Source organism: Kosakonia cowanii JCM 10956 = DSM 18146 (assembly GCF_001975225.1).
GTDB lineage: Bacteria > Pseudomonadota > Gammaproteobacteria > Enterobacterales > Enterobacteriaceae > Kosakonia > Kosakonia cowanii.
On record NZ_CP019445.1, the window covers coordinates 4,145,641 to 4,167,619 of the forward strand.

Annotated in this window: 20 protein-coding genes, 3 tRNA genes and 2 pseudogenes; 12 read left to right on the forward strand and 13 right to left on the reverse strand. The window is 51.8% G+C overall.

Annotated elements, in window-relative coordinates; genetic code table 11:
* Positions 1–46: 46 nt before the first annotated feature.
* From BWI95_RS23835 to BWI95_RS19690, 3 genes and pseudogenes are all read left to right on the forward strand, one after another.
* Positions 47–196, forward strand: a pseudogene (locus BWI95_RS23835) (helix-turn-helix domain-containing protein); the annotation flags it as partial.
* Between the two features lie 148 nt (positions 197–344).
* Positions 345–575, forward strand: coding sequence for a hypothetical protein (locus tag BWI95_RS19685; protein ID WP_076770098.1), 231 nt, complete (start codon positions 345–347; stop codon positions 573–575).
* A 341-nt stretch (positions 576–916) separates the two neighbouring features.
* Positions 917–1,852: a hypothetical protein gene (locus tag BWI95_RS19690; RefSeq protein WP_076770099.1), complete on the forward strand. Its 936-nt coding sequence runs from the start codon at positions 917–919 to the stop codon at positions 1,850–1,852.
* Positions 1,853–2,637: 785 nt separating this feature from the next.
* On the opposite strand, the gene BWI95_RS19700 is transcribed toward BWI95_RS19690, so the two are convergent.
* Positions 2,638–2,994: an ArsR/SmtB family transcription factor gene (locus BWI95_RS19700; RefSeq protein WP_054803179.1), complete on the reverse strand. Its 357-nt coding sequence runs from the start codon at positions 2,992–2,994 to the stop codon at positions 2,638–2,640.
* Positions 2,995–3,134: 140 nt separating this feature from the next.
* On the opposite strand from BWI95_RS19700, the gene BWI95_RS19705 reads away from it, so the two are divergent.
* Positions 3,135–4,568: an MFS transporter gene (locus BWI95_RS19705; RefSeq protein ID WP_076770101.1), complete on the forward strand. Its 1,434-nt coding sequence runs from the start codon at positions 3,135–3,137 to the stop codon at positions 4,566–4,568.
* A gap of 304 nt (positions 4,569–4,872) precedes the next feature.
* Here BWI95_RS19705 and BWI95_RS23410 read toward each other — a convergent pair whose 3' ends face one another.
* Complete coding sequence (locus tag BWI95_RS23410) at positions 4,873–5,532, reverse strand: hypothetical protein (protein WP_156884930.1); 660 nt, start codon at positions 5,530–5,532, stop codon at positions 4,873–4,875.
* A gap of 126 nt (positions 5,533–5,658) precedes the next feature.
* Positions 5,659–7,050 (reverse strand): MFS transporter, encoded by a 1,392-nt coding sequence (locus BWI95_RS19715; protein ID WP_054803233.1) that lies wholly within the window; start codon positions 7,048–7,050, stop codon positions 5,659–5,661.
* A 124-nt stretch (positions 7,051–7,174) separates the two neighbouring features.
* Here BWI95_RS19715 and BWI95_RS19720 point away from each other — a divergent pair.
* A pseudogene (locus BWI95_RS19720) lies at positions 7,175–8,076 on the forward strand (LysR family transcriptional regulator).
* 416 nt (positions 8,077–8,492) lie between these two features.
* Here the strand turns inward: BWI95_RS19720 and BWI95_RS19725 are convergent.
* From BWI95_RS19725 to BWI95_RS19735, 3 genes are all read right to left on the reverse strand, one after another.
* Positions 8,493–8,747, reverse strand: coding sequence for a MafI family immunity protein (locus BWI95_RS19725; protein WP_076770103.1), 255 nt, complete (start codon positions 8,745–8,747; stop codon positions 8,493–8,495).
* A 138-nt stretch (positions 8,748–8,885) separates the two neighbouring features.
* Positions 8,886–10,151: an oligosaccharide MFS transporter gene (locus BWI95_RS19730; protein ID WP_054803181.1), complete on the reverse strand. Its 1,266-nt coding sequence runs from the start codon at positions 10,149–10,151 to the stop codon at positions 8,886–8,888.
* Positions 10,138–10,392, reverse strand: coding sequence for a hypothetical protein (locus BWI95_RS19735; RefSeq protein ID WP_054803182.1), 255 nt, complete (start codon positions 10,390–10,392; stop codon positions 10,138–10,140). Before BWI95_RS19735 ends, BWI95_RS19730 begins: the two co-directional genes overlap by 14 nt.
* 203 nt (positions 10,393–10,595) lie before the next feature.
* On the opposite strand from BWI95_RS19735, the gene BWI95_RS19740 reads away from it, so the two are divergent.
* Positions 10,596–11,666, forward strand: coding sequence for a LacI family DNA-binding transcriptional regulator (locus BWI95_RS19740; RefSeq protein WP_054803183.1), 1,071 nt, complete (start codon positions 10,596–10,598; stop codon positions 11,664–11,666).
* A 147-nt stretch (positions 11,667–11,813) separates the two neighbouring features.
* On the opposite strand, the gene BWI95_RS19745 is transcribed toward BWI95_RS19740, so the two are convergent.
* The gene (locus tag BWI95_RS19745) at positions 11,814–12,173 is read right to left on the reverse strand and encodes a winged helix-turn-helix transcriptional regulator (protein ID WP_054803184.1); all 360 of its coding nucleotides are present in this window, start codon (positions 12,171–12,173) and stop codon (positions 11,814–11,816) included.
* Between the two features lie 97 nt (positions 12,174–12,270).
* Here BWI95_RS19745 and BWI95_RS19750 point away from each other — a divergent pair, with 97 nt between their 5' ends.
* The gene (locus BWI95_RS19750) at positions 12,271–13,020 is read left to right on the forward strand and encodes an SDR family NAD(P)-dependent oxidoreductase (RefSeq protein ID WP_054803185.1); all 750 of its coding nucleotides are present in this window, start codon (positions 12,271–12,273) and stop codon (positions 13,018–13,020) included.
* 192 nt (positions 13,021–13,212) lie between these two features.
* Here the strand turns inward: BWI95_RS19750 and BWI95_RS19755 are convergent.
* Positions 13,213–13,302, reverse strand: a tRNA-Ser gene (locus BWI95_RS19755).
* Positions 13,303–13,395: 93 nt separating this feature from the next.
* Here BWI95_RS19755 and mtfA point away from each other — a divergent pair.
* The 3 genes from mtfA (at position 13,396) to BWI95_RS19770 (ending at position 16,512) form a co-directional block, all read left to right on the forward strand.
* Complete coding sequence (gene mtfA, locus BWI95_RS19760; RefSeq protein ID WP_054803186.1) at positions 13,396–14,193, forward strand: DgsA anti-repressor MtfA; 798 nt, start codon at positions 13,396–13,398, stop codon at positions 14,191–14,193.
* Positions 14,194–14,292: 99 nt separating this feature from the next.
* A tRNA-Asn gene (locus tag BWI95_RS19765) sits at positions 14,293–14,368 on the forward strand.
* A 170-nt stretch (positions 14,369–14,538) separates the two neighbouring features.
* Positions 14,539–16,512, forward strand: coding sequence for a PhoX family protein (locus BWI95_RS19770; protein ID WP_076770104.1), 1,974 nt, complete (start codon positions 14,539–14,541; stop codon positions 16,510–16,512).
* 75 nt (positions 16,513–16,587) lie between these two features.
* Here BWI95_RS19770 and BWI95_RS19775 read toward each other — a convergent pair whose 3' ends face one another.
* The 3 genes from BWI95_RS19775 to BWI95_RS19785 all read right to left on the reverse strand — a co-directional run bounded on the left by BWI95_RS19775 (position 16,588) and on the right by BWI95_RS19785 (position 17,986).
* On the reverse strand, positions 16,588–16,833 hold the full coding sequence (locus tag BWI95_RS19775) for a DUF2543 family protein (RefSeq protein WP_023479185.1): 246 nt from the start codon (positions 16,831–16,833) through the stop codon (positions 16,588–16,590).
* 28 nt (positions 16,834–16,861) lie between these two features.
* The gene (locus BWI95_RS19780; protein ID WP_023479132.1) at positions 16,862–17,338 is read right to left on the reverse strand and encodes a cold-shock protein; all 477 of its coding nucleotides are present in this window, start codon (positions 17,336–17,338) and stop codon (positions 16,862–16,864) included.
* Between the two features lie 108 nt (positions 17,339–17,446).
* On the reverse strand, positions 17,447–17,986 hold the full coding sequence (locus tag BWI95_RS19785) for a DUF2058 domain-containing protein (RefSeq protein WP_054803188.1): 540 nt from the start codon (positions 17,984–17,986) through the stop codon (positions 17,447–17,449).
* 243 nt (positions 17,987–18,229) lie between these two features.
* Here BWI95_RS19785 and shiA point away from each other — a divergent pair, with 243 nt between their 5' ends.
* On the forward strand, positions 18,230–19,546 hold the full coding sequence (shiA, locus tag BWI95_RS19790) for a shikimate transporter (protein WP_076770105.1): 1,317 nt from the start codon (positions 18,230–18,232) through the stop codon (positions 19,544–19,546).
* A 41-nt stretch (positions 19,547–19,587) separates the two neighbouring features.
* On the opposite strand, the gene cbl is transcribed toward shiA, so the two are convergent.
* Entirely contained in the window at positions 19,588–20,538 is a 951-nt protein-coding gene (gene cbl / locus BWI95_RS19795; protein WP_054803189.1) for an HTH-type transcriptional regulator Cbl, read from the reverse strand.
* A gap of 101 nt (positions 20,539–20,639) precedes the next feature.
* Positions 20,640–21,557: a nitrogen assimilation transcriptional regulator NAC gene (gene nac / locus BWI95_RS19800; RefSeq protein WP_054803190.1), complete on the reverse strand. Its 918-nt coding sequence runs from the start codon at positions 21,555–21,557 to the stop codon at positions 20,640–20,642.
* Positions 21,558–21,898: 341 nt separating this feature from the next.
* Between nac and BWI95_RS19805 the strand changes: the two genes are divergently transcribed.
* Positions 21,899–21,974, forward strand: a tRNA-Asn gene (locus BWI95_RS19805).
* The last annotated feature ends 5 nt before the right edge of the window (positions 21,975–21,979 follow it).

The window sequence follows — 21,979 nt, forward strand, 5'->3', positions numbered from 1 at the left end:
TGCATACTTACATCAAGGTGTCTTAAGCAATAGGGAGCAAGTCACTGCCAGTAAACGCTTTGGCCGTCCGCCTGTACTGGACGAAGAGCAAAAAATGTCCGTATTAGAAAGAATTGAATCCGGCGCGACTATAAGTGCAATTGCGAGAGAATTCAGTACATCCCGGCAAACAATATTACGCGTCAAAAATAGCTGATATGTCCTGACTCGTGTGTAGCTAAACATGAATAATGATCAGCATCATAAAAGCTTAAAAGAACCTGCATCTCATATAGTCAACTAAGTTGTGAATGTTTAGATTGTTGGTAGAGGCTCAGCGGTTGAGCCATATAGAGGAAGAAACGATGGCATATTATAAATACGCTGATAATCTGCAAAAAAACTCACACGCAGCCTTTGATGCAGAGTTAGCGCCAGGTAGTGAGGCTGCTAATCCGGGTATCTATCGTTGTGTTAATTGTGGTGACGAAATCGGAATTGCAAAAGGTCATACACTCCCACCTCAGAACCACCATCAGCACCAGAACGGACTACCTATCCGCTGGAAGCTACTTGTGTGCGCTGTCCAAAAATAAAAATATTGCTGCCTCCAGGCGGCATATTTCTATCGCGACCAGAGCTCCGCACTCTTCATTTATCATAATTTCACTCATCATTAAAGGCTGCGAGTACAGATATAAACTCCTGAGATACACTGCCAGTCATGATCAGGAACTTTCGTCAGATGCCATACGGTACTGGCCGTTCGCCTGAGCGAAAAGACCTCATGTGGCGATCTGCATTACCGGTAAGCCCAAGAAAAAAACCCTCAAAAGAGGCTGTTATTTGATATATTTGATATAGGCTTGTTCAAGTGCAAACTTTTCTACGCTAGAATCCAACAAAAGTAAAACTAATCATTCAGGCAGGTTTAACTATGCACGCAGTCCATATGTCAGCCTTTAGGGTATTACTCAAAGCGAAAGCAAGAAAGTCCTTTAAGCTTGGTGAATTGAATAATGATCAGAGCCTTAAGGCTTATGATATAGTAAAAGTAATATTAAATAATAATTTAAATACTCCGCTTGAGGATACTGATACAAAACTAATAGTATCCATACCTTCTGGAAATCTTACTTTTGACGACAACAAAAGAATAATATACGGTTACGTAAATGCTGGTAGGTATGGGGAAAACTATACTGTCAGGCAGAAGTTGCTCTCGTCAACAAACCATAAGCAAGTAAACCACGATGAAGTAACAGAGAAAAAAAGATATATTTTTATGTATCTCCCTGACAGTTTAGATACTGGGATTATTGCTTTCCATGAGAATGCGAGGTTAAATGCCAGAACCCCTATAAAGAAAATAATAGAGCTTGGGTTCGTCTCAAATACACCATCTTTTGAAGCACGAGTACGCCCATTATTACATCAAGACATACCAAATAGCATAAAGAATTCAGAGGTAGTAGAAATAAGAGCAGTTGGTTATAAAGTTAGCAAGGATGCCGCCGATGCAATGCGTTTAATCGGAAACAGAACAACTGCTGACTTTATTATCAAGAATAAAGGCTACTCTATGGGTAAGGTTTCTGACTACCTGGGGAAAAGTAAGTCGCAAAACGATCTCCTTGAAATATTAGAGCCAGATAGCGATAAAATAAAGATCACAGCTCAAGTGAATGGAAAGAATAAGATATATGATTTGAACGATATTATCGCTAAGGGCGTATCTATTACACTGGATGATGCTAAGTTAAACATAGACCCTCTAACTCAAGAACCTGATACCCAAGGGTTACACGATGCTATAAAAGATGAAATAAACGATTATCTTTCAGCAATTTATGGGAGTGGGTACAATATATGAATAAAATAAACATCTACTGGCTAATAAAGAACCACATTGCCAGCTTAAAAGAGGATGGAGCCACTTCTCTCTCTAAGCCAGATCTCTGGCTACATTTTATTTTTCCGTTAATAGCCTCTTTCTTTGTTTGTCTTTTCTTTAAAGTAATGCCGACATCCGTTGTTGGTATAATGGTTAATTTTGGATCTATTACGACAGCGTTACTTATGAGCGCAGTAGTAATGGTTTATGACCAAAAAAGCAAGATAATTGATAAGAGAGATAGAGAAACAGTTATTGATAAAATAAAAACATTCACAAAAAACATAGCCTTATATAAAGAGCTATGCCAAAACATTTGCTTTGCGATATTAACATCAATAATTATAGTGATTTTGTCAGCAATACTTTCATTCTACGATGTAAAGATAACAACATCTATTTACACTGGATTCTTTACTGTCGTCTCATTTTTTTGCTACGCCTTATTTATTTCAACTATGATCACCTTCCTCATGATATTAAAGAGGTTTAGCATTATACTAGACAACTAGATTTCTTTTTTATAGAAGAAAGTGACCTGCTCCCCTTAAATCGATACAAACTGATGTCAGCAAAGTCCGCTCCTGGCACGAAGCGGACCTCAAGGCTCTCCGACTATCTTTTGACGAGCAACTACGTCTGCCCATCATAAAGCTGCGAAAGGCGGCTAAGTCATCTTTATCAGCCAGCAGCTCTGAGCGGAAAGCGGATTGTAGGAATATCGAATTCGTAATGTGAGTCTCTTTCAGTCTTGCATCCGCACCCTATTTTGAAGATGGCTGCGGCAGATTTTTTGCGGTCGACTCTTTTGTGAGAGCATCATTGTTAACTGCGCCCAACAGGACATCAAGGAGACCGGGAAAGCGCGCATCGAGATCTTCCCGACGTAGCGACAATAAGTTTTCTCGCCCGAAGGGGCGCTGCCAGATCACACCACTGTCGCGCAATACACGCCAGTGGTGAGTCAGCGTCGATTTGGGAATACCACTCAGCACCGCGCTACACGCATGTTCGCCGCCACCAGCAAGCACACGTACCACTGTCAGGCGTAATGGATTTCCCAAAGCGGCCAGCACGTTCTCAAGACGAAGTTGTTCTCTGTCAGGGTGGTTTGCAAGCATCCGTTTTTCCATAAGGGAGTTAACATCTCCCTATCCTACTTTAAGTTTTATCAGTTGACTAATGTACGAGTACATACATACATTAAATGTACGTATGTACTCGTACATTGGTTTTCTTAAAATTATACGGAGATTGTTCTATGCCCACATCCACAATGGATTCAGGTGCCCGACGTTTACAACACTGGAGCCTTGCGCTACTGGCGTTCGCCCAGCTCATTTACTCGCTGGATATAAATATTGTATTTGTGGCGCTGCCGGAAATTGGTGCCGGACTGGGGTTTTCTGAGCAGACTCTGCAGTGGGTCGTGAGTGCCTATACGGTATGTTGCGGAGGTTTTTTACTTTTCGGCGGGCGGGCTGCCGATCTGCTGGGGCAACGTCGCGTATTTATTTGCGCATTATGGCTATATGCCTTTTCTTCGCTTGCAGGTGGTTTAGCGTGGGAGCCTGGCGTTATCGTCATTGCGCGAGCCCTGCAAGGCATAGGCGCTGCATTACTTTTTCCGTCCACGCTGTCACTTATAAACCGACTGTTTGAGGAAGGACCTGCACGAAACCGGGCTCTGGCTGTCTGGGGCGGCGCAGGCGCAAGTGGTCTCACCCTGGGATCGCTTGCCGGAGGAGTACTTACCAGTGCGTATGGCTGGCCGTCAGTATTTTTCGTCAACGTTTTACTGTCAGCCATCGCGATTTGTGCTGCTTTTTATGTCTTACCGAAAGACAGCCTCAGGAAGACGCGCCGCAGTTTTGATTTTCCAGGTGCGGTAACGGTGACGGTGGGCGCCACCCTGCTGGTATACGCTCTGGTTCAGGGGCCTGAAGATGGCTGGCTGTCAGGACATATTCTTTTCTCTCTGAGTCTGGCCGCTATATCTCTGCTGCTGTTTGTCACTATTGAGGCCCGCAGCCAGGATCCACTGATGCCGTTACGGTTATTCAGAAACCGCAGTCTGGTTACAGGCATGGCGATGACGTCCATTTATATGGGGACATTCGGCGCTCTGCCTTATTTCCTGACGATTCTGTTTCAGAGTGTTATGGGGTACAGCGCTTTACAGACGGGTCTGGCCTTTATTATTCCTTCGCTGGCAATCTTTGCCGGAACGCAGCTCGGTGCCCGGCTCGCAAATCGTCTGCCGGTGCGCACAACATTACTTATTGGTTTTTTAATGGGGATTACCGGTACGCTGGCTCTGGCACCGGCAGCATTTTCTGGTGCATCTTATATGAACATAATGCCGGGGCTGGTCATTTCAGGAGCAGGACAGGGTATTGTATGGACGGCAATGTGGATAGCTTCAGGCTCAGGCGTTCCGAATAACGAGCAGGGGATCGCTTCAGGTATGGCTTCTACAACGCTGAATGTGGGTAATGCGATTGGTATAGCTGTGCTGATAGCGCTATCCGGGAGCGGGAGTGAGAGCCTGCAACGGGAAACCTCTGTGAGCAGTCTTGAGAATGCCTTACAGCTGGCTTTTTACCTTGCTGCGGCCGGACAGGTTGCGGGGCTTTTTGTTTCCCGTCTGTTACCTCGTAAAGCGGCAAAGGGTCTATCAACAGCCTCCGCGTAACGGGTAATCAAACCTCTTCTGCTCCTGCTTATGCACCTAAAATAAGCGCTTCACAGACCCGCTGTCAGGCGGGTCTTTCTGAAAATTATCCTCAGCGTCGCTGACTTACCCCCGCAGGTGCGCGAGAAATTCAACGGCTGCAATAACAGCCTGTATATGAATGTCTGCTCTGGCACGAAGCTGACTGAGCTGAAGGTCTGCTTTGAGCAAGGAGCGGATATCCACTATTGTTCTGCAGCAAATGGCGATTTTGCTAATGTCGTCGCCTGTAAAACAGTGGTCAGTGTTACCTGACCACGACAATCTAGCTAAAGTAACGCAATGAACTGCTGTCGTTAAGCATGTGATGTTGCATATAGTCCATGTCATCCTTACTGAAATCTTTGTCTGTATCTTGCCCGAGATTGACTTCCTGTTTAGCTATATCTACAGAAAGTGATGAATGAGATGTGGATACATGTATGTTCTCGTCATCAAGATCAAGAAAGTCATACTGGGATTTGAGACTATTTTGAAGTTTTTCCAGTCTCAGCTGCTGGTCACTCGCGACGTTTTTATCTTCATCAAGCGTGGTGGCAAGAGTCAGTTTCATTTCAGACTCAAAGTGGTCATCAAAGGCATGCCGAACATTACAGGCAAAATCACTGATGTCGGCCTCGGGCTGAAGATGGGCAAGTAACCCACTGACTTCTCCGTTGTTTGATCGGTAAGTAATTCCCACGCCAATACAGGGACCACACCCTCCTGTTTCCATCCTGGTGTTTTTGCCTTTTAAAAGTGCAGCCTGCCCCATCCCCAGTAATCCTTTTTTCAGGTTTTCAGGAGCCTCAGAACCCCGCATAGCTGGAGCGCCAGCGTGCAGGCCGCTTAAAGGCCCTTTCAGGGAGACGCTTTCTTGAGATGACGGCTGACCAGCTTCGGCTTGAGCGTGGTGCGTTAATGGAGTTGAGCGATTTACTTGCATTATGACCTCCTTTTTTCCTGGAAACTCATTAACCGATATTGTGTGGGTTTGCCCCAGGAATAGTTCCGCAAGAAAATGATGCAGGTATATGCCCTGCTCCCGATTGAATGACACAAGCACGCAAGTTCAGGCTGCCGCCAGGCCTGTTTTACGTAACCGGCTCACGCTTAACACCACTGATGCCGCAGAAGCAACGACAGCAATCCACAGAGCATAATGGACAGCCTGTAGTTCATTTATTGCCAGCAGTACCCCCATGACAGCAGCGCCGAGACATTGACCGAACGTCCGCACGATAGACAATACGCCTGATGCGTAGCTGGCATAGTCGCGGGATACGTTAGAGAGCATCTCCCGGTTGTTAGGACTCTGAAAACAACCAAATCCGATGCCGCACCACAGGCTACGTAAACAGATATCCCATGCCGCAGGGCTGGCGGGCAGCGTGGCCAGCAAAATCAACCCCACCACAAAAAGCGCTAACCCAACGGTAGAAATCAGCGGCGCTGAAAATGTGTCGGCCCACCGGCCCGCATGAGGCGCTATCAACACAATGCCGATCGGCCATGGCGTAAAAAGTAACGCCGACATTACGGGGCTGTAGCCATACACGCTCTGAAACAGAAATGGCAGCGCAATAAAGGTAATTCCCTGGCTCACAAAACAGGCCAGCGAAGTTAAAGCCGCAAGGGTAAAGCGTCCATTTTTGAACATTACGGGTGGTAATAAAGGATGCTTTGCCCGGCGGATGTGCCAGATAAATGTGATGGCGCTGAACATCGCGAGCAGACTCCAGCTGATAGCCCCGACGCTGATGTGATGGTCTGAGGAGAAGCTGTTTGCCGCCATCACCATTGAGCCTAAAAGTAGTGCAGACAGCACAGCGCCTGGCGTATCGAACGGCGTTCTATCGGACGCCGGTTTTGGTGGCAGCGACCTGAATACCAGCAACAGGGAAACGGCGCCAGCGAGCACGTTTATGGCGAATAACCATTTCCAGCTCAGTATGCCCAGCACTGTGCCGCCAAGTACAGGCGCTATGGCCGAGCTTGAAGCAATAAGCAGGGCATGTAGCCCAAGAATACGGCCAAGCAGTCGCCCGGGGAAAACAGAACGCAGTATCGCCGGGGCAATGCTCAGGGTAGCTGCGCCGCCGATGCCCTGCATAATGCGCATTCCGATGAGCATCTCCGGCGTACTGGCCAGCGTGCAACCCAGTGAAGTGAGCGTAAAAACGGTAAGGCCTGAAAGAAACACGGGGCGGTAACCGACGCGTACTGCGAGCGCAGCGAAGATAGCCAACGTCATGGCGGCGGAGAGCAGGTAGCCATTAGCGAACCAGACCGCGACATTCGCCGGTACCTGCATCGCTTTTGCCATGGATGGCAGGGCAATGTTAATCATCGTGCCGTCAAACACGCCCATCAACGTCGTGGTCATCACGGCGGCCATCACGCGTGCACGCTCTTGTCCCGGCAGGCCTTCATCGCCCGGCTGATTTGCAAATAACGTTGTCATCTTTAATGCCTGTGAAAGGAAGGATGCGAAAACTATAATCAGCAGCGAGTCAGGGCGGAAGACGCAGCATTTGCACTCTATAATTGCATTCGACGCCATATCTGAATTCTCACCAGGAACCACTATGTCCGATCCTGATTTTAACTTGCTGGTTGCGCTCGACTTTTTGCTGGCAGAAGCCAGCGTTGCGGGGCGGCTCGACGCTTAAACCTGAGTACCTCAGCGATGAGCCGCACACTCAGCAGGCTACGTGAAGTGACAGGGGATCCCATCCTGGTGCGAGCAGGACGTAACATGGTGCTCACCCCCTGGGCTGAAGCAACCCGGGACCGTGCCAGAAGCGCGGTCTATGAGGCGAGAGCGGTACTTCAGCCCTCATCCGGGGCACTCAAGGTGGAAAACCTCGAACGGCTGTTCACCATCAGGGCCAATGATGGTTTTGTGGTGGCATTTGGCCCACTGCTTATTGCCGCCGTGGCCGAAGCGGCCCCGGGTATTTGCATACGCTTTGCGCCGAAACCTGAAAAAACGTCTCGTTATCTTCGGGAGGGTTTGGTTGACCTGGAGATTGGTGTTCAGAGCAATATGGGGCCAGAAATTCGGGTGCAGAGACTCTTTCAGGATCGCTTTATTGGAGCGGTGCGCAAGGAGCATCCGCTGGCCTCACGGCCGGAAATAAGCGTTGAAGATTATATTGCCTGGGGACATGTGGTGGCGTCACCCGACGGGGTGCTACATGGTTTTGTCGATGATGCCCTGGCGGCGTTAGGCGTCACGCGCAAAGTGGTGAGCGTGGTTCCAGGCTTTCCCACTGCGTTATCCGTCGCCCTGGCCTCTGACCTTATCGCCATGGTTCCCGCACTGTACTTGCGCAACCAACGAATGACAGACAATTTACATCTCTTTGAATTGCCATTCAAAACCCGCAACATTGTGGTGTCGCAGATGTGGCACCCAAGAATGGAAAAGGATCCCGGTCACCGCTGGCTTCGAGAGAAAATTTTAGAGGTGTGTCGAGAACGGTGAAGTATTCCATCCCATATCAACTAAGTAAATTGCACTGTTATCACGGAAGTTTTAAGCCACATGGGATTCTCTCCGGCTGGGGTTTACCAGAAGTAAAATCGAAAATATTAATCCCCTCCTTTCTGTCATTACAAAGGTAAGTAGATTCCCGGATGTTGCCATCATGCGTAAAGCATTTCGCCGCACTATGAATCTCTTTGCCAGAGATATGAAAAGAGATATGACAAATGAAGGCAGCTATCCAGATAGTTAATGAATCCTGGCAGTAGACGCTTCAGCTAAAATGGATACGGTTGAATGACATGTTCTCCTGCTATTAACACAAAGTAACGCCAGCAATGACCACCTCTGGCACAGAGCGGAAATTGCTAATAACATTCCTTGAAAATCAACGGGGTATAGGTGAAATCGACTCATTATACAATCAAGCTAGTTAAGTGCTTGTAGGGTACATCCAGTACATCTAACCCCATATGTTTAGCTAATGCTATGGCTTCATCATATTCAGTTTGGCTAAGCTGTACATCATACTCACAAATATGTTCGCATAAGATTTCAAAGGCTAATGGCTCTTCGTTAAAGTTTATATAGTCCAAAGCACCTTCGAGCAAAAAAGGCTCTAATCTGCCTTCAAATGCCTTTCCAAACTCCCTTATTCGATTAGCAAACATTTTTTAAAATTCCTCAACTGACCTGCTCTCCATAAATTAACATATATCAATGTCCGCTTTTCGCACCAACCTGTCATTCGGCCATTACATCGAAGGCTATAACCTATAAAGCCCGCTTTGTAGAGCGGGCTCGTCTTATCAGGCTGCGCTTTTATATTCGGTAGCCTGCAGCAGCGTTTTACTCCCTTTCAGGGTAAAGAGGGAGGCGATAGTAAAGCTCAGCGTAATGCTGCCAAGAATGAGATAAGCCTGGTGGAAGCCGACGGTGTCATACATCCTTCCGACCCATGCGGAGAGTACAACGCCTGAAAGCTGTTTCGATAAGTTAAAACCAATCAGGAACAGCGTTGCCGATAGTTTCGGGTTAAAGGCAGATGATATGTATTTGAAGGTGCCCACCAGCAAGAACGGGAGTTCAAACATATGCAGCATTTTTAAGATCACCACTTCGATAGCTGAAGAGGCAAAAGAAGAACCCAGAATACGCGCTGACATAATAATGCCGGCAGTGATCAGAGCGTTTTTCGCGCCAATCCGGTTCACGATGGCAGGGGCAAAGAACATAATCAACGCGTTAAGTAATTCCCCTCCGGTGGTGACGAAGCCGAATACTTCTGTTCCGCGTTGCGGACTGGAGAAAAAGCCTTTAAAGAAGTTGGCAAACTGTTGATCAAATACGTCATATACGCTGGCGACGCCAACTACGTAGACAATAAATCCCCAGAAGCGTGGCATACGTAATAGTTCCGCGGCGGTGCGCATCGAGAAGGCCTTACGGTTGGCTCCCAGCGCGTAGATTACCAGTTCACTGTTGCTCCCTTCCGGACGCGACATCCACAGCAGCACTCCCAGCACCAGCGCAAAACCTGAGGCAATCCAGAAGGTGATATTGGGATCGATGCCAAACAAAATACCGGTGATGGATGCGCACAGTGCCCAGCCAATACAGCCGGAAACGCGCACTTTTCCGTATTCAAAACGGTTCGCACGGCTGACGCGTTCAATATAGGCCTCTACCGCCCCGGAACCGCTGGAGAAGACCACCCCCAGATAAATACCGCCCGCTAGCGCACCGGCGAAAATATTCAGCTGCAATAACGGCGACAGCACAAAAATAAAGAACGGCGCAAACATGATCAGCAAGATCGTAATGGTCCACAGCAGGTGTTTGCGTAACCCCAGCTTGTCAGATATCAGGCCAAATATCGGCTGAAATATTATCGCGAACAGCGAGATTGAGGAGAAAACGATCCCCGTTTCTGTTTTGGTTAGATGATTAACTTCCGCCAGCCAGACCGGGAAAAAGGGAAAGTAGGCCGACATAATGAAGTAGTAGAAGAAAAAGAACAGCATAAAGTAGATGAAGTTATGCCGTTCTCTTGGCGCGAGTTCAGAGAGTTTCATTGTCTATATTCCATCCTGTGTACGCGTCATTATTAAAGCCGCTTTTTTGGTGGTTTCGCACTTTCACCCCGGTCAGAGCATTATCGCCATCGAAGATAATCTTCTCCTGGCCATCAGCCCGACGGTTTTCCTCGACGCTGAACGTCAGTGAATCGCAGCCTGTCGGGTTTTGCCACTCCTCTCGCGCCAGCACGTCATGAAACAGGTGGCCCGGAGACGTCCGGGGATCGTGATGTTGCATAGGTATATTCGCCTGATAAATGAGAATGTCGTTCGCTAGACAAGATGGGTGAGTTATCAGATATTTTGTTTAAAGCCACAATACTGGCGAAAGTGAAACTCATACACGATCACGAAATCCCACGGAAATGGTGTTATTTTGTCGTCTTTAAGACATAAAATGTTAGCGAACGACATTGTTACGAACGTGTACAGGAGTGGTTTATGCAGCGCCGTACGGCAACGTTAGAAGATGTAGCTCGCAAGGCCGGGGTGTCGCAGCAGACGGTTTCGCGTGTACTGAATAAACCCGGGGTTGTGTCTGAACGCACCCGCGACAAGGTTATCAGCGCGATGCAGGCGTTACTCTATGTTCCTAACCGTTCGGCGCAATTGCTGGCGGGGAAGTCTGCGCCGTCGATTGGTTTGATTACCGCGTCGTTGACCCTGCATGCGCCCTCACAAATCGCCGCGGCAATAAAAAGTCACGCCAGCGCACGCCAGCTTGAGGTCGCTATTGCAATGCCCGCGATCGTGGATTACGCCTCACTTCAGGCACGGCTAAATGAGTTTCGCGCGCAGAATATCCGTGGTGCAATTATTAATCTGCCGCTGGAAGGCAGTGTTGCCGAAAAGCTGGTGAGTGAGAATCCGGATATTTGCTGTCTGTTTTTGGATATTTCGCCGGAGACCGATGTCTGCTGCGTGCGTTTTGACCATCTTGATGGTTGTAGCGCTTGCATTCGTCATCTCTGGGAGCTGGGGCACCGGGATTTCGGTCTGCTTGCCGGCCCTGAAAGTTCGGTTTCAGCACGCATGCGCTTGAGCAGCTGGCGTGAGACGTTGCATCGACTTGGGGTAAGTAATGCTGTGACGGTTTTTGGCGACTGGAGCGCGGCCAGCGGCTGGCACAATGCCTTCAAACTGTTACATCAGTACCCGAAGATAAGTGCGATCGTTGTGGCAAACGATCAGATGGCACTCGGCGTGTTGAGCGCCCTGGCGCAGCTCAATCGCAACGGTAGCCAGGCAGTCTCCGTCACGGGTTATGACGATACGGCAGATAGCCTTTACTTCCAGCCGCCGCTGACGACCGTGGCACAGGATTTCGATAAACTCGGTAAGCGGGCCGTGGAGATGCTTATCCAACTCGTAGCCGACCCGCAAATCAGGATCCGTGAGCTGCTGCCTACACGACTGGTTATTCGTCAGTCAACCTGGCCCATAGCCAGTCACCCCGGGGATGACAACGCGCAGCTAATTACGCAATTAAAAACACTGGTGAAAAAGCTGTAAGATCTACAGATTCTGCCCGTGGAGCGCCCCATCTTATTAATCAACGTTCACTCCTGACACAGAGCGGACATTAAGTTCTTTTAACTGCGTTTAAGGCCTTGAGCACAGCCAAACACCTACGACTGGTTTCACCTGCCACAACGGCTATCACTCTGTCGACGTCAATGCGTCCTGTCGGGCAAGCGCAATCCTCTCAATCTCGCTCATGTGCGCGCTTCCCCATGCGCACAGTGGGGCAAGGCTATTAGCAAGGCTGACGCCGAATTCGGTAAGCGAGTATTCGACTTTGGGCGGAATAGTCTGGTAGTCGATGCGCTGCACCACGCCATCGGCCTGCAACTCCTTCAGCTGCTGAATAAGCATTTTGTCACTGACGCCAGCAACCGCGCGTTTCAGCTCACCATAGCGGCGGGTGTCATGCGCCAGGTGGTACAGGATTAAAGGCTTCCACTTACCGCCAATCACAGCCAGCGCTGCGTCCAGACCACATGTAAATGAGGGTGTCATCGGGTTTCCTTGGGTACTTACCAAAAGGTGCATACTATACCAAAAGTAATTTCCCGTCTAAAGTGCAGCTGTCGACAAATCACTTAAGGAGAAGCTTATGTCCAGACTCACAGGCAAGACCGCATTGATTACAGGTGGAAGCACGGGGATCGGCCTTGCAAGCGCCATACGCTTCGCAGCAGAAGGCGCCCGCGTTTATATCGCAGGACGTCGCCAGGCCGAGATCGATAAGGCAATAGCTAAAATTGGTCATGGCGCGACGGGAATCCGTTGTGATGTCTCCAGCCTGGCGGATCTCGACCATCTCTACGCGCAGATCAAGAGCGAAGCAGGTCAGCTCGATATCCTGTTCGCAAACGCTGGCTTAGGAACGTTCGCTCCGCTGGGCGAGATCAGCGAAGCGGACTTTGACCACATGTTCGGCGTCAACGTGAAGGGGACGCTGTTTACGGTTCAGAAGGCGCTTCCGCTCATGCGCGCTGGCGGCTCGATCATCCTGACCGGGTCAACCACAGGTTCAATGGGAACGCCCGCTTTCAGCATCTACAGCGCGACGAAGGCGGCAATCAGAAACTTCGCCAGAAGCTGGGCCCTCGATATGAAGGGAACCGGTATTCGCATCAATGTGCTCTCACCCGGCGGTACAGAAACCCCAGGGTTGCACGACCTGTTCGGGGCCAGTGGACAGTCGGAAGCGTTGCTCGCGGGCCTTGCCGCACAAACGCCGCTTGGCCGCATCGGCCGCCCGGAAGAGACGGCCGCCGTTGCCTTGTTCCTGGCAAGCGATGAGAGCAGCTTCATGACGGGCAGCGAAGTCTTCGTCGATGGCGGTATGGCTCAGGTGTGAACAATTCAGGCGCTCCGATAAGGGCCGGGGTGCCTGTAAGCATAAATAGCTGGTATGGGTTTACGGCAGAGAGGTGAAAGTGAGCCCGACGTTGAACCAAAAAATGTGAACGTTTAGATCCGCATTTTTCTTAAAGGATTTTCTCATTGGGATCTGGATCGTTGAAAGCCAGGCGGGTAAGTGCTTGAATAATGGCGGAGAGAGGGGGATTTGAACCCCCGGTAGAGTTGCCCCTACTCCGGTTTTCGAGACCGGTCCGTTCAGCCGCTCCGGCATCTCTCCGTTCAGATAGTTGCCATCATGCCAGGAAATTTGGCATTTTAACAGACCCAGTCCCGTTGATTTGGTTCAAGTGGCGAGTTTGCGAGCAAAACGATGATTAAGTGGCCCTGGAAAATCCGGGAGACTGCCGATGAAGCAGATCTTCCCTGGCAAGATGCGTTAAAAGTCCCCGTGTTGGCGAATTTATCGCCCGACGAGCAAAGCAAACTGGTTCAGTTGGCCGACCGTTTTTTGCAGCAAAAGCGCCTGGTGGCGCTGCAGGGATTCGATTTGGACGCGCTGAAAAGCGCGCGCATCAGCCTGCTGTTTTGCCTGCCGGTGCTGGAGCTGGGCCTCGAATGGCTGGATGGCTTTCACGAAGTGCTGATCTACCCTGCCCCTTTTATCGTCGATGATGAGTGGGAGGACGATTTTGGCCTTGTGCATAATCAGCGCATGGTCCACTCCGGGCAGAGCTGGCAGCAGGGTCCTATCGTGCTTAACTGGCTCGACATTCAGGACTCCTTCGATGCCTCCGGTTACAACCTAATTATTCATGAAGTGGCGCACAAGCTTGATATGCGCAACGGCGATCGCGCCAGCGGCATTCCGCTGATCCCGCTGCGCGATGTGGCGGGCTGGGAGCACGATCTGCGTGCCGCCATGGAGAATATTCAGGATGAGATCGATCTCGTCGGCGAAAGCGCCGCCAGCATTGATGCCTATGCCGCTACCGATCCCGCCGAGTGTTTCGCGGTGCTGTCAGAGTATTTCTTTAGCGCGCCAGAGCTGTTTGCCCCGCGTTTCCCTGCCCTGTGGCAGCGCTTCTGCCACTTCTATCAGCAGGATCCCTTAAGCCGCCTGCGCGGTCAGCCAGGAAGCTATGGCGAAGAGACGAATCCGGTGCACTAATTACAGGCCTGGATGTTAATTAGCCAATTGAATCAGCACGTTAAATTTAGTGTTGACACTAAAGTACGGGGTCAGTAGTATTCGCCCCGTTCACACGATTCCTCTGTAGTTCAGTCGGTAGAACGGCGGACTGTTAATCCGTATGTCACTGGTTCGAGTCCAGTCAGAGGAGCCAAATTTAAGAAGCCCGCTTTTTAGCGGGCTTTTTGCTTTTTATTCTTTACCCTCCCCCAGCAAACACGACTTATTAAGCCGCTCTGCTTCTAACGTTATAAATTTGTAACAAAAGTTTTTTAGACTGCTCTCCATTGCGACGCAAGCCTATGGAAATCACAGGAAAACGATATGAGCAGACCCCTTAAATCGGTGTTCAAGCAAGAGCACAGCGATGAGATCAGTAACCCAAGCCACAACGCCGCGTTTTCAGAGGTGGTCAGCGCGTTTATGTCACGCCGCCGCTTTCTGCAAATGGGGATGGTCGCCGGCGCTGCGGCCTCATTCCCCTCTTTACTGATGCCAGAAAACGCCTTCGCGGCGATGCCGAAACCGTCCGCCTTAGCGAAAGCGATGTCGCTCGGCTTCACCAGCATTCCCGTCTCGACCGCCGATAACGTCACGGTGCCGGAAGGCTATATCGCCCGTCCCTTCTATCGCTGGGGCGACGCCGTGGGATTAAAAGGCAATCTGCCGGAGTTTAAATTCGACGCCAGCAATACCACCGATGAGCAGGCGGCGCAGGCCGGTATGCACCATGACGGTATGGCGTGGTTTAGCCTGCCGCAGGGCGAAGAGAACCCGGCGCACGGTCTGCTGGCGCTCAACCATGAGTACATTGATAACGGCATGCTGTTTAAAGACGGGACCGCTAACTGGGATCTCGACAAGGCGCGTAAAGGGCAAAACGCGATGGGCGTGTCGGTTATCGAGGTGAACAAAGGGGACGCCGGCTGGCAGGTGGTTCGCCCCTCCAGCTTTGCCCGCCGCATTACCGTTAATACGCCGATGCAGCTGAGCGGCCCGGCGCGTCACCAGCCGCTGATGAAAACCGCGGCCGATCCGCAGGGTGAAAAGGTGCTGGGCACCATGCAAAACTGCGCCAATGGTCGAACGCCCTGGGGCACCTATCTCACCTGCGAAGAGAACTGGTCAGATATTTTTGTCAAAAAAGCACCGCTCAACGCGCTGGAGAAGCGCTACGGCATCAGCGACAGCGATGAGTCCTACCGCTGGAACGAAGTGGATGAGCGCTTTAGCGTCGACAAAACCCCCAACGAGCCAAACCGCTTTGGCTGGGTGGTGGAGATTGACCCTTACGATCCGACCTCGACGCCGCGCAAACATACCGCTTTAGGCCGCTTCAAGCATGAAGGCGCTGCGGTGACGCTGGCGGCGGATAACCGCGTGGTGGTCTATATGGGCGACGACCAGAAGTTTGAATACATCTATAAATTCATCTCTGAGAACAAATATGACCCGAGCGATCGCAAGGCGAATATGAATCTTCTGGAATCGGGCACGCTCTACGTCGCCAAATTTAATGAAGATGGCTCCGGCGACTGGCTGCCGCTGATCTTCGGCGAAAACGGGCTTGATCAAAGCAACGGCTTCGACAACCAGGGCGATTTGCTGATCAAAACCCGTCTTGCTGCCGATAAGGTCGGCGCAACCAAAATGGATCGCCCGGAGTGGATCGCGGTCGATACCCACGCGAAAGGCAGCGTCTACTGCACGCTGACCAACAACTCCGATCGCGGTAAAGAGGGCAAAGCGCCGGTGGATGCGGCCAACCCGCGCGCCAATAACCAGTTCGGCCATATCATGCACTGGCGCGAAGAGAACGCCGATCCGGCGTCAGCCAAATTTAAGTGGGATATCCTGGTGCTCGCCGGGCGCACGGACAGTGACGACCCGAAAGTGAAAGGCTCAATGCAGGGTGCAGAGTTTGGCAGCCCGGACGGCCTCTCCTTCGATCATCGTGGCGTACTCTGGATCCAGACCGATGTCTCCTCCAGCACCATCAATAAAAAAGCCTATGAAGGGATGGGCAATAACCAGATGGTAGCAACCATTCCGGGGAGCAATGATTATCGTCGCTTCCTGACCGGGCCGCGCGGGTGTGAAATTACCGGTATTGCCTTTACACCGGACAACCGCACGCTGTTTATCAATATCCAGCATCCCGGTGAAGGCGGTGATGACATCACCGATCCCAATAATCCGCACGCTATCTCCAACTGGCCGGATTTCAAAGCCGATGGACGACCGCGCTCCTCCACGGTGGTGATCACCAAATCCGACGGCGGCATTATCGGTACCTGATACCGTTAAAGAAAAAGCCCGCATTGTGCGGGCTTTTTGCATTTCTGTGCAGTGAAAAGCACGGATAATGCCGCGTTATTCGTTGCCCCACTCATTGAGGAAGTTAGCGATCTCATCAATGCGGCTCTCTTTGAGGCCGGCTTCGCGGGCCATCTCTTGCTGCGCCTCTTCGCTGATCTCTTCATTGTTGGACAAGCGGGTCAGCAGCAACTGGAAGTAGTGCGCCACCGCGTCACGCTCGGACTCGCTCACCGGCGTCGCGGACTCCGTCGAATACTCATCGGCGATGTCATAAAACTTCAGCGGAATATCGTGGTTCATAAGGGATCCTTAAAAGCAGCAGATAACGTCAAACTTTAAGCAGTTTCACCGTCGCGTCGATATCGATCTCATCTTCCGTAAAGATAAGCGTTGAGCCCTGGAAGGTGGTGATCGCCAGCTTTTTCAGCGTGCGCATCTCCCCTGGCTTGATATCAGATTTTGGCCGGATGCTGCTCATCAGCACCCCGACTGAGAGCACCGGGCTCTCTTTATCGATACGGGTATCAGCAGGCACTTCTTCGTTGAAGACAACATAAGATTTGATCGAGGTGAGCTTCAGGCGCTCGCCGGCGATAAAAATATACTTGCTGTCCGGCACCACTTTTACCGCATAGGCCGACAGGCCTTTATTGTTGGTGGTGGGTTCAAACGTCACCGCCGCATCTTTTTTAATCAGCTCTGGGTTGGCGACCTTAATCACATGGAAATAGCGGTTCTCACCGTTCTCATCTTTGATAAATCCAAAACCTTTCTCTTTAAACCAGGTTGTGATTTTTCCGTTCATCGCCTTACCGCCTGTTGACTCGTTGTTCTGTGCTATTTTTGCCGCGCGCAGTGTAAAGCACATTGCCCGCGCAGACCACGCTTTTGGCCCGATATTCTTCTGCGCCCCTTACCACATCAGATCGTCAGGCACTTTGAAGTCGGCATACGGATCGTCTTCATCCTGCGCTTCCTGGCTCAGTGCGCTGTTGAGCACAATGCTGTCGGCATCGCGCTGGGCGATTTTATCAGCCACGCTTGCGGGAATAATTGCGTACTCCGGCTCGCTGCGGTTTTCCGTCATCAGACGGGCAATTGCCAGCCGGCCGCTAATCAGCTGCGCCTGCGTTACCTTATCGACGACGATTTTCTTGATCAGGTTGTTATCGGTGAAGTTAAAGTTGATATCGCCTCTGCTGATGGTGATGCGGTTCATCTCAATCAGCTGCTTCACCTGCGCTTTGTACTCTTTGGCGAGCGTCGCCTGCTTCTGCTGCTCGTTAAGCTGCTTATCGCGCTCAAGCTGCGCCTTTTTGTTCTCTTCTACCGCTTCTCTCGCCTCGCGCGCCTGCACGCGGGACTTCTTCGCCGTGCGCTGCACTTTGGCCATCTTTTTGCTGTTGACCAGCCCTGCCTGCAGGAGCTGCTCTTGTAAGGTAAGTTTTGCCATTTTCGCTTCTGAATCCGTTAACAAATTTCCCGGATTATAGCGGGAATTGTTAAGGATATACCAGGCGCAGGATCAGACCGCTTAACGCTGTCAGGTACGACATCTGTGTAAAAGGGTTTTCTCACGCGGGCTGTCGCTGTAGTCTCAAGGGCGGCCTTAATTTTGCCGCATACAATGTGAGTAATCCTTTCCCTGGTTTTAATAATAAAAAATTGCAAGATGTAAGGAACAGACAGGACAGCTATGGACTCCACACTCATTCCCCCCCGACCCGATGAGCAGACCCCGTCCTCCCACCGCGCACGCCGCGCTGCATGGGGCAGCTTTGCGGGCGCCGTGGTCGACTGGTTCGATTTTTTACTCTACGGCATCACCGCCGCGCTGGTGTTTAACAGCGAATTTTTCCCGCAGATCGACCCGGCAATGGGCACGCTTGCCGCGTTTGCCACCTTTGGCGTCGGCTTTCTGTTTCGCCCGCTAGGCGGCATCGTCTTTGGCCATTTCGGCGACCGCTTAGGACGTAAGCGGATGTTGATGATGACCGTCTGGATGATGGGCATTGCCACCGCCTGCATTGGCATTCTCCCCTCTTTCGCCACCATTGGCTGGTGGGCACCGGTATTGCTGGTAACTCTGCGCGCCATTCAGGGCTTCGCCGTTGGCGGCGAATGGGGTGGCGCGGCGCTGCTGGCAGTGGAGAGCGCCCCGGCTGGTAAAAAAGCCTTTTACAGTAGCGGCATTCAGGTGGGCTATGGCGTCGGCTTGCTGCTCTCTACCGGGCTGGTTTCGCTGATCAGCACGCTGACCACTGATGAGCAGTTCCTGAGCTGGGGCTGGCGTCTGCCGTTCCTGTTCAGCATTGTGCTGGTGCTTGGCGCGCTGTGGGTACGTAATGGCATGGAAGAGTCCGTCGAGTTCGAACGCGCGCAGGCAGACAAGCCCACTGAGGCGAAAACCCGCCCGCCAGTGTTTGAAGCGCTGGTTCGCCATCCGGGCGCGTTTCTTAAGATTATCGCCCTGCGGCTGTGCGAACTGCTGACCATGTATATCGTCACCGCCTTTGCGCTTAACTACTCCACGCAAAACCTGGGCATGCCGCGCGAGCTATTTCTCAATATCGGGCTGCTGGTGGGCGGCGTCAGCTGCTTTACTATCCCGCTCTTCGCCTGGATGGCAGATCGCTTCGGGCGTCGGCGTATCTATATTACCGGCGCGCTGCTCGGCGCCATGAGCGCATTCCCTTTCTTTATGGCGCTGGAAGCACGCTCTATTCTTGGCGTAGTTATCTTCTCCATTTTGCTGGCGAATATCGCCCACGATATGGTGGTCTGCGTTCAGCAACCGATGTTTACTGAGATGTTTGGCGCAGGTTACCGCTACAGCGGCGCGGGCGTTGGGTATCAGGTCGCAAGCGTGGTCGGCGGTGGCTTTACGCCGTTTATCGCTGCCGCACTGTTAACCTTCTCCGGCGGCGAGTGGCACAGCGTGGCGATCTACCTGATGGCGGGTTGTTTACTCTCGGCTGTGACAGCGATATTTATTAGGCCGCAGGTGCACTAAGTCGATAAAAAAGCCTGCATCTGCGCAGGCTTTTTTTTGCATTAAATCTGATAATCAATCGCCGCTTCATCCGGCTCCATCACCTGGCGTTTGATCTCATCGACCGACAACCCGGCATTACAGAGTTCGATAAAACGCCAGACATAGTTGCGCTGCAACTGACCGCGCTTTAACCCCAGCCAGACCGTATTGGCATCGAACAGGTGCCGGGTATCGAGGCGCACCAGTTTCCCCGTTTCATGCTCACCGCTGGACTGCTCCGCCACCAGCCCGACGCCGAGACCCAGCTCGACATAGGTTTTGATCACATCGGAGTCCTGCGCGCTCAGCACCACGTCGGGAATTAACCCTTTGCGGGCAAACGCTTCATCAATGCGCGAGCGCCCGGTGATGCCCTGACGATAGGTGATAAGCGGCCAGCGGCAGATCTCTTCCAGCGTCAGCGGTGAGGCCTGCGCCAGCGGATGATCCTGCGGCACCAGCAGACTGTGATGCCAGCGGAACCAGGGAAACGCCACCAGCGCGCTGTCGTTGCTTAAGCGTTCGCTGGCGATACCGATATCCGCGCCGCCATTATGCAGCAGGGTTTCGATCTCCTGCGGCGTCCCCTGGATAAGCTCAAGACGAACCTCAGGAAAGAGCGCGCGGAAGGATTTGATTACCGACGGCAGGCTGTAGCGCGCCTGCGTATGGGTAGTCGCGATGGTCAGAACGCCGGAGGTGTCATTGGTGAAGAGGTCGGCGAGCCTGCGGACGTTGCTCGCCTCGTTAAGAATGCGCTCGGCAATCACCAGCAGCGCTTTGCCCGGCTCGGTCATGCCCAGTAACCGCTTGCCGCGGCGAATGAAGATCTCAATCCCCAGCTCCTCTTCAAGCTCGCGGATATGTCGACTCACGCCGGACTGCGACGTATACAGCATGTTGGCGACTTCCGTCAGGTTGTAATCCCGCCGCGCCGCCTCACGGATAATTTTAAGTTGCTGGAAGTTCACCCTTCGCTCCTGGCCCATCAATCATGACGTTATTGTTAAAGTCTGCGGCCAGGCAGAACAAATAATAAAAACCAGCAACTTATACCTTTAAGGAATAAAGACTAGCTTGCCAGCTGCAGCTCGCGGTTCTCCATCGTCGGACGGCTGACCAGCGACAGCAGAATGTCTTTCACCGCCTGCGCCTGTGGCGACATGCTGCCGCGTGCCGAGACATTCAGTGACAATGGCAGGCTCATTGATGGCGTGGTGATGCGCGCCATCCAGCCGTTCGTGGCGCTACAGAGCGAGCGCGCGGCGGATTCCGGCAGCACCGTCACCCCCATTCCGCTGGCGATCGCCGCCGTCAGGGTGGCAATCGACTCGATCTCGCCAATGATTTTTGCCGTCAGGCGGCGCAGGGAGAAAGCTTCATCCACCCGTAAACGCACGGCGCTGTAATCGCGCGGCAGGAAGAGATTGAGCTCAGCAACCGCCGCCAGATCGACGCTCTGCCCCGGGCAATCCCGCGTGCCGACGAGATAGAGATCCTCTTTCAGCAGCGGCAGGCTATTAATCCCGGCACCCGGCGCGCGCTCGTAGAGCACTGCCATATCGAGCTGGCCGTTTAACAATTTGTCGTTAAGCACCGTGCCGCTGTTTTCATGCAGATAAACGGTCACTTCCGGCAACTCAGCGCGCACCGCTTGCAGCAGCGGCATCGTTACGGAGGAGGCAGCCGTACCGGGCGCGAGGCCAATCGATACCTGGCCGCGCAGCGTCTGGCCGACGTTATGCACCGCCAGCTGCGCTTGTTCACACTGGCGTAGAATGGTGCGCGCATGGGTATAGAGGATCTTGCCCGCTTCCGTCGGCGTGACGCCGCGCTTGGTGCGGATCAGCAACTGTTGATCCATCTCGCCTTCCAGCGTTGCGACCTGCTGGCTCAGCGCAGGCTGCGCAATATGTAACACTTCAGCGGCCTGCGTCAGGCTGCCAATATCGACGATTTTTACGAAGTACTTCAGGCGTCTTAAGTTCATTTTGCCTCCTGTAAGGATTACCCATGCCAACGCTAAGAGTGATGATGTTGGGAGAGTTGCAATATGCTTGCCACATTTCCTGAGATGAATAAAAGGAGAGTTAAGCGGCTGGATAATAAGCCTTTCTAATCGCTACGGGATAAATAGAGCATGAAACAGCGGTTTGCTTATGCCCCATAAGGGGTAATTTGCACCACCGCGGTGCAAAACGGCGTATAAAGCAGCGCAAATGGGCGCGGGATGAACAGATTGCCCAATTTGTCAGCAAACGGTCATCTCATTGCAATCCACCCTTTGACAAGCCCGATGGTCATCGATAATATGCGCCCCGTTCACACGATTCCTCTGTAGTTCAGTCGGTAGAACGGCGGACTGTTAATCCGTATGTCACTGGTTCGAGTCCAGTCAGAGGAGCCAGATTT

What these genes read in the sequence shown, in the direction of transcription:
- BWI95_RS19685 (WP_076770098.1), top strand. Translation starts at nt 345, where the DNA reads ATGGCATATTATAAATACGCTGATAATCTGCAAAAAAACTCACACGCA.
- BWI95_RS19690 (WP_076770099.1), top strand. Translation starts at nt 917, where the DNA reads ATGCACGCAGTCCATATGTCAGCCTTTAGGGTATTACTCAAAGCGAAA.
- BWI95_RS19700 (WP_054803179.1), bottom strand. Translation starts at nt 2,994, where the DNA reads ATGCTTGCAAACCACCCTGACAGAGAACAACTTCGTCTTGAGAACGTG.
- BWI95_RS19705 (WP_076770101.1), top strand. Translation starts at nt 3,135, where the DNA reads ATGCCCACATCCACAATGGATTCAGGTGCCCGACGTTTACAACACTGG.
- BWI95_RS23410 (WP_156884930.1), bottom strand. Translation starts at nt 5,532, where the DNA reads ATGCAAGTAAATCGCTCAACTCCATTAACGCACCACGCTCAAGCCGAA.
- BWI95_RS19715 (WP_054803233.1), bottom strand. Translation starts at nt 7,050, where the DNA reads ATGACAACGTTATTTGCAAATCAGCCGGGCGATGAAGGCCTGCCGGGA.
- BWI95_RS19725 (WP_076770103.1), bottom strand. Translation starts at nt 8,747, where the DNA reads ATGTTTGCTAATCGAATAAGGGAGTTTGGAAAGGCATTTGAAGGCAGA.
- BWI95_RS19730 (WP_054803181.1), bottom strand. Translation starts at nt 10,151, where the DNA reads ATGAAACTCTCTGAACTCGCGCCAAGAGAACGGCATAACTTCATCTAC.
- BWI95_RS19735 (WP_054803182.1), bottom strand. Translation starts at nt 10,392, where the DNA reads ATGCAACATCACGATCCCCGGACGTCTCCGGGCCACCTGTTTCATGAC.
- BWI95_RS19740 (WP_054803183.1), top strand. Translation starts at nt 10,596, where the DNA reads ATGCAGCGCCGTACGGCAACGTTAGAAGATGTAGCTCGCAAGGCCGGG.
- BWI95_RS19745 (WP_054803184.1), bottom strand. Translation starts at nt 12,173, where the DNA reads ATGACACCCTCATTTACATGTGGTCTGGACGCAGCGCTGGCTGTGATT.
- BWI95_RS19750 (WP_054803185.1), top strand. Translation starts at nt 12,271, where the DNA reads ATGTCCAGACTCACAGGCAAGACCGCATTGATTACAGGTGGAAGCACG.
- mtfA (WP_054803186.1), top strand. Translation starts at nt 13,396, where the DNA reads ATGATTAAGTGGCCCTGGAAAATCCGGGAGACTGCCGATGAAGCAGAT.
- BWI95_RS19770 (WP_076770104.1), top strand. Translation starts at nt 14,539, where the DNA reads ATGAGCAGACCCCTTAAATCGGTGTTCAAGCAAGAGCACAGCGATGAG.
- BWI95_RS19775 (WP_023479185.1), bottom strand. Translation starts at nt 16,833, where the DNA reads ATGAACCACGATATTCCGCTGAAGTTTTATGACATCGCCGATGAGTAT.
- BWI95_RS19780 (WP_023479132.1), bottom strand. Translation starts at nt 17,338, where the DNA reads ATGAACGGAAAAATCACAACCTGGTTTAAAGAGAAAGGTTTTGGATTT.
- BWI95_RS19785 (WP_054803188.1), bottom strand. Translation starts at nt 17,986, where the DNA reads ATGGCAAAACTTACCTTACAAGAGCAGCTCCTGCAGGCAGGGCTGGTC.
- shiA (WP_076770105.1), top strand. Translation starts at nt 18,230, where the DNA reads ATGGACTCCACACTCATTCCCCCCCGACCCGATGAGCAGACCCCGTCC.
- nac (WP_054803190.1), bottom strand. Translation starts at nt 21,557, where the DNA reads ATGAACTTAAGACGCCTGAAGTACTTCGTAAAAATCGTCGATATTGGC.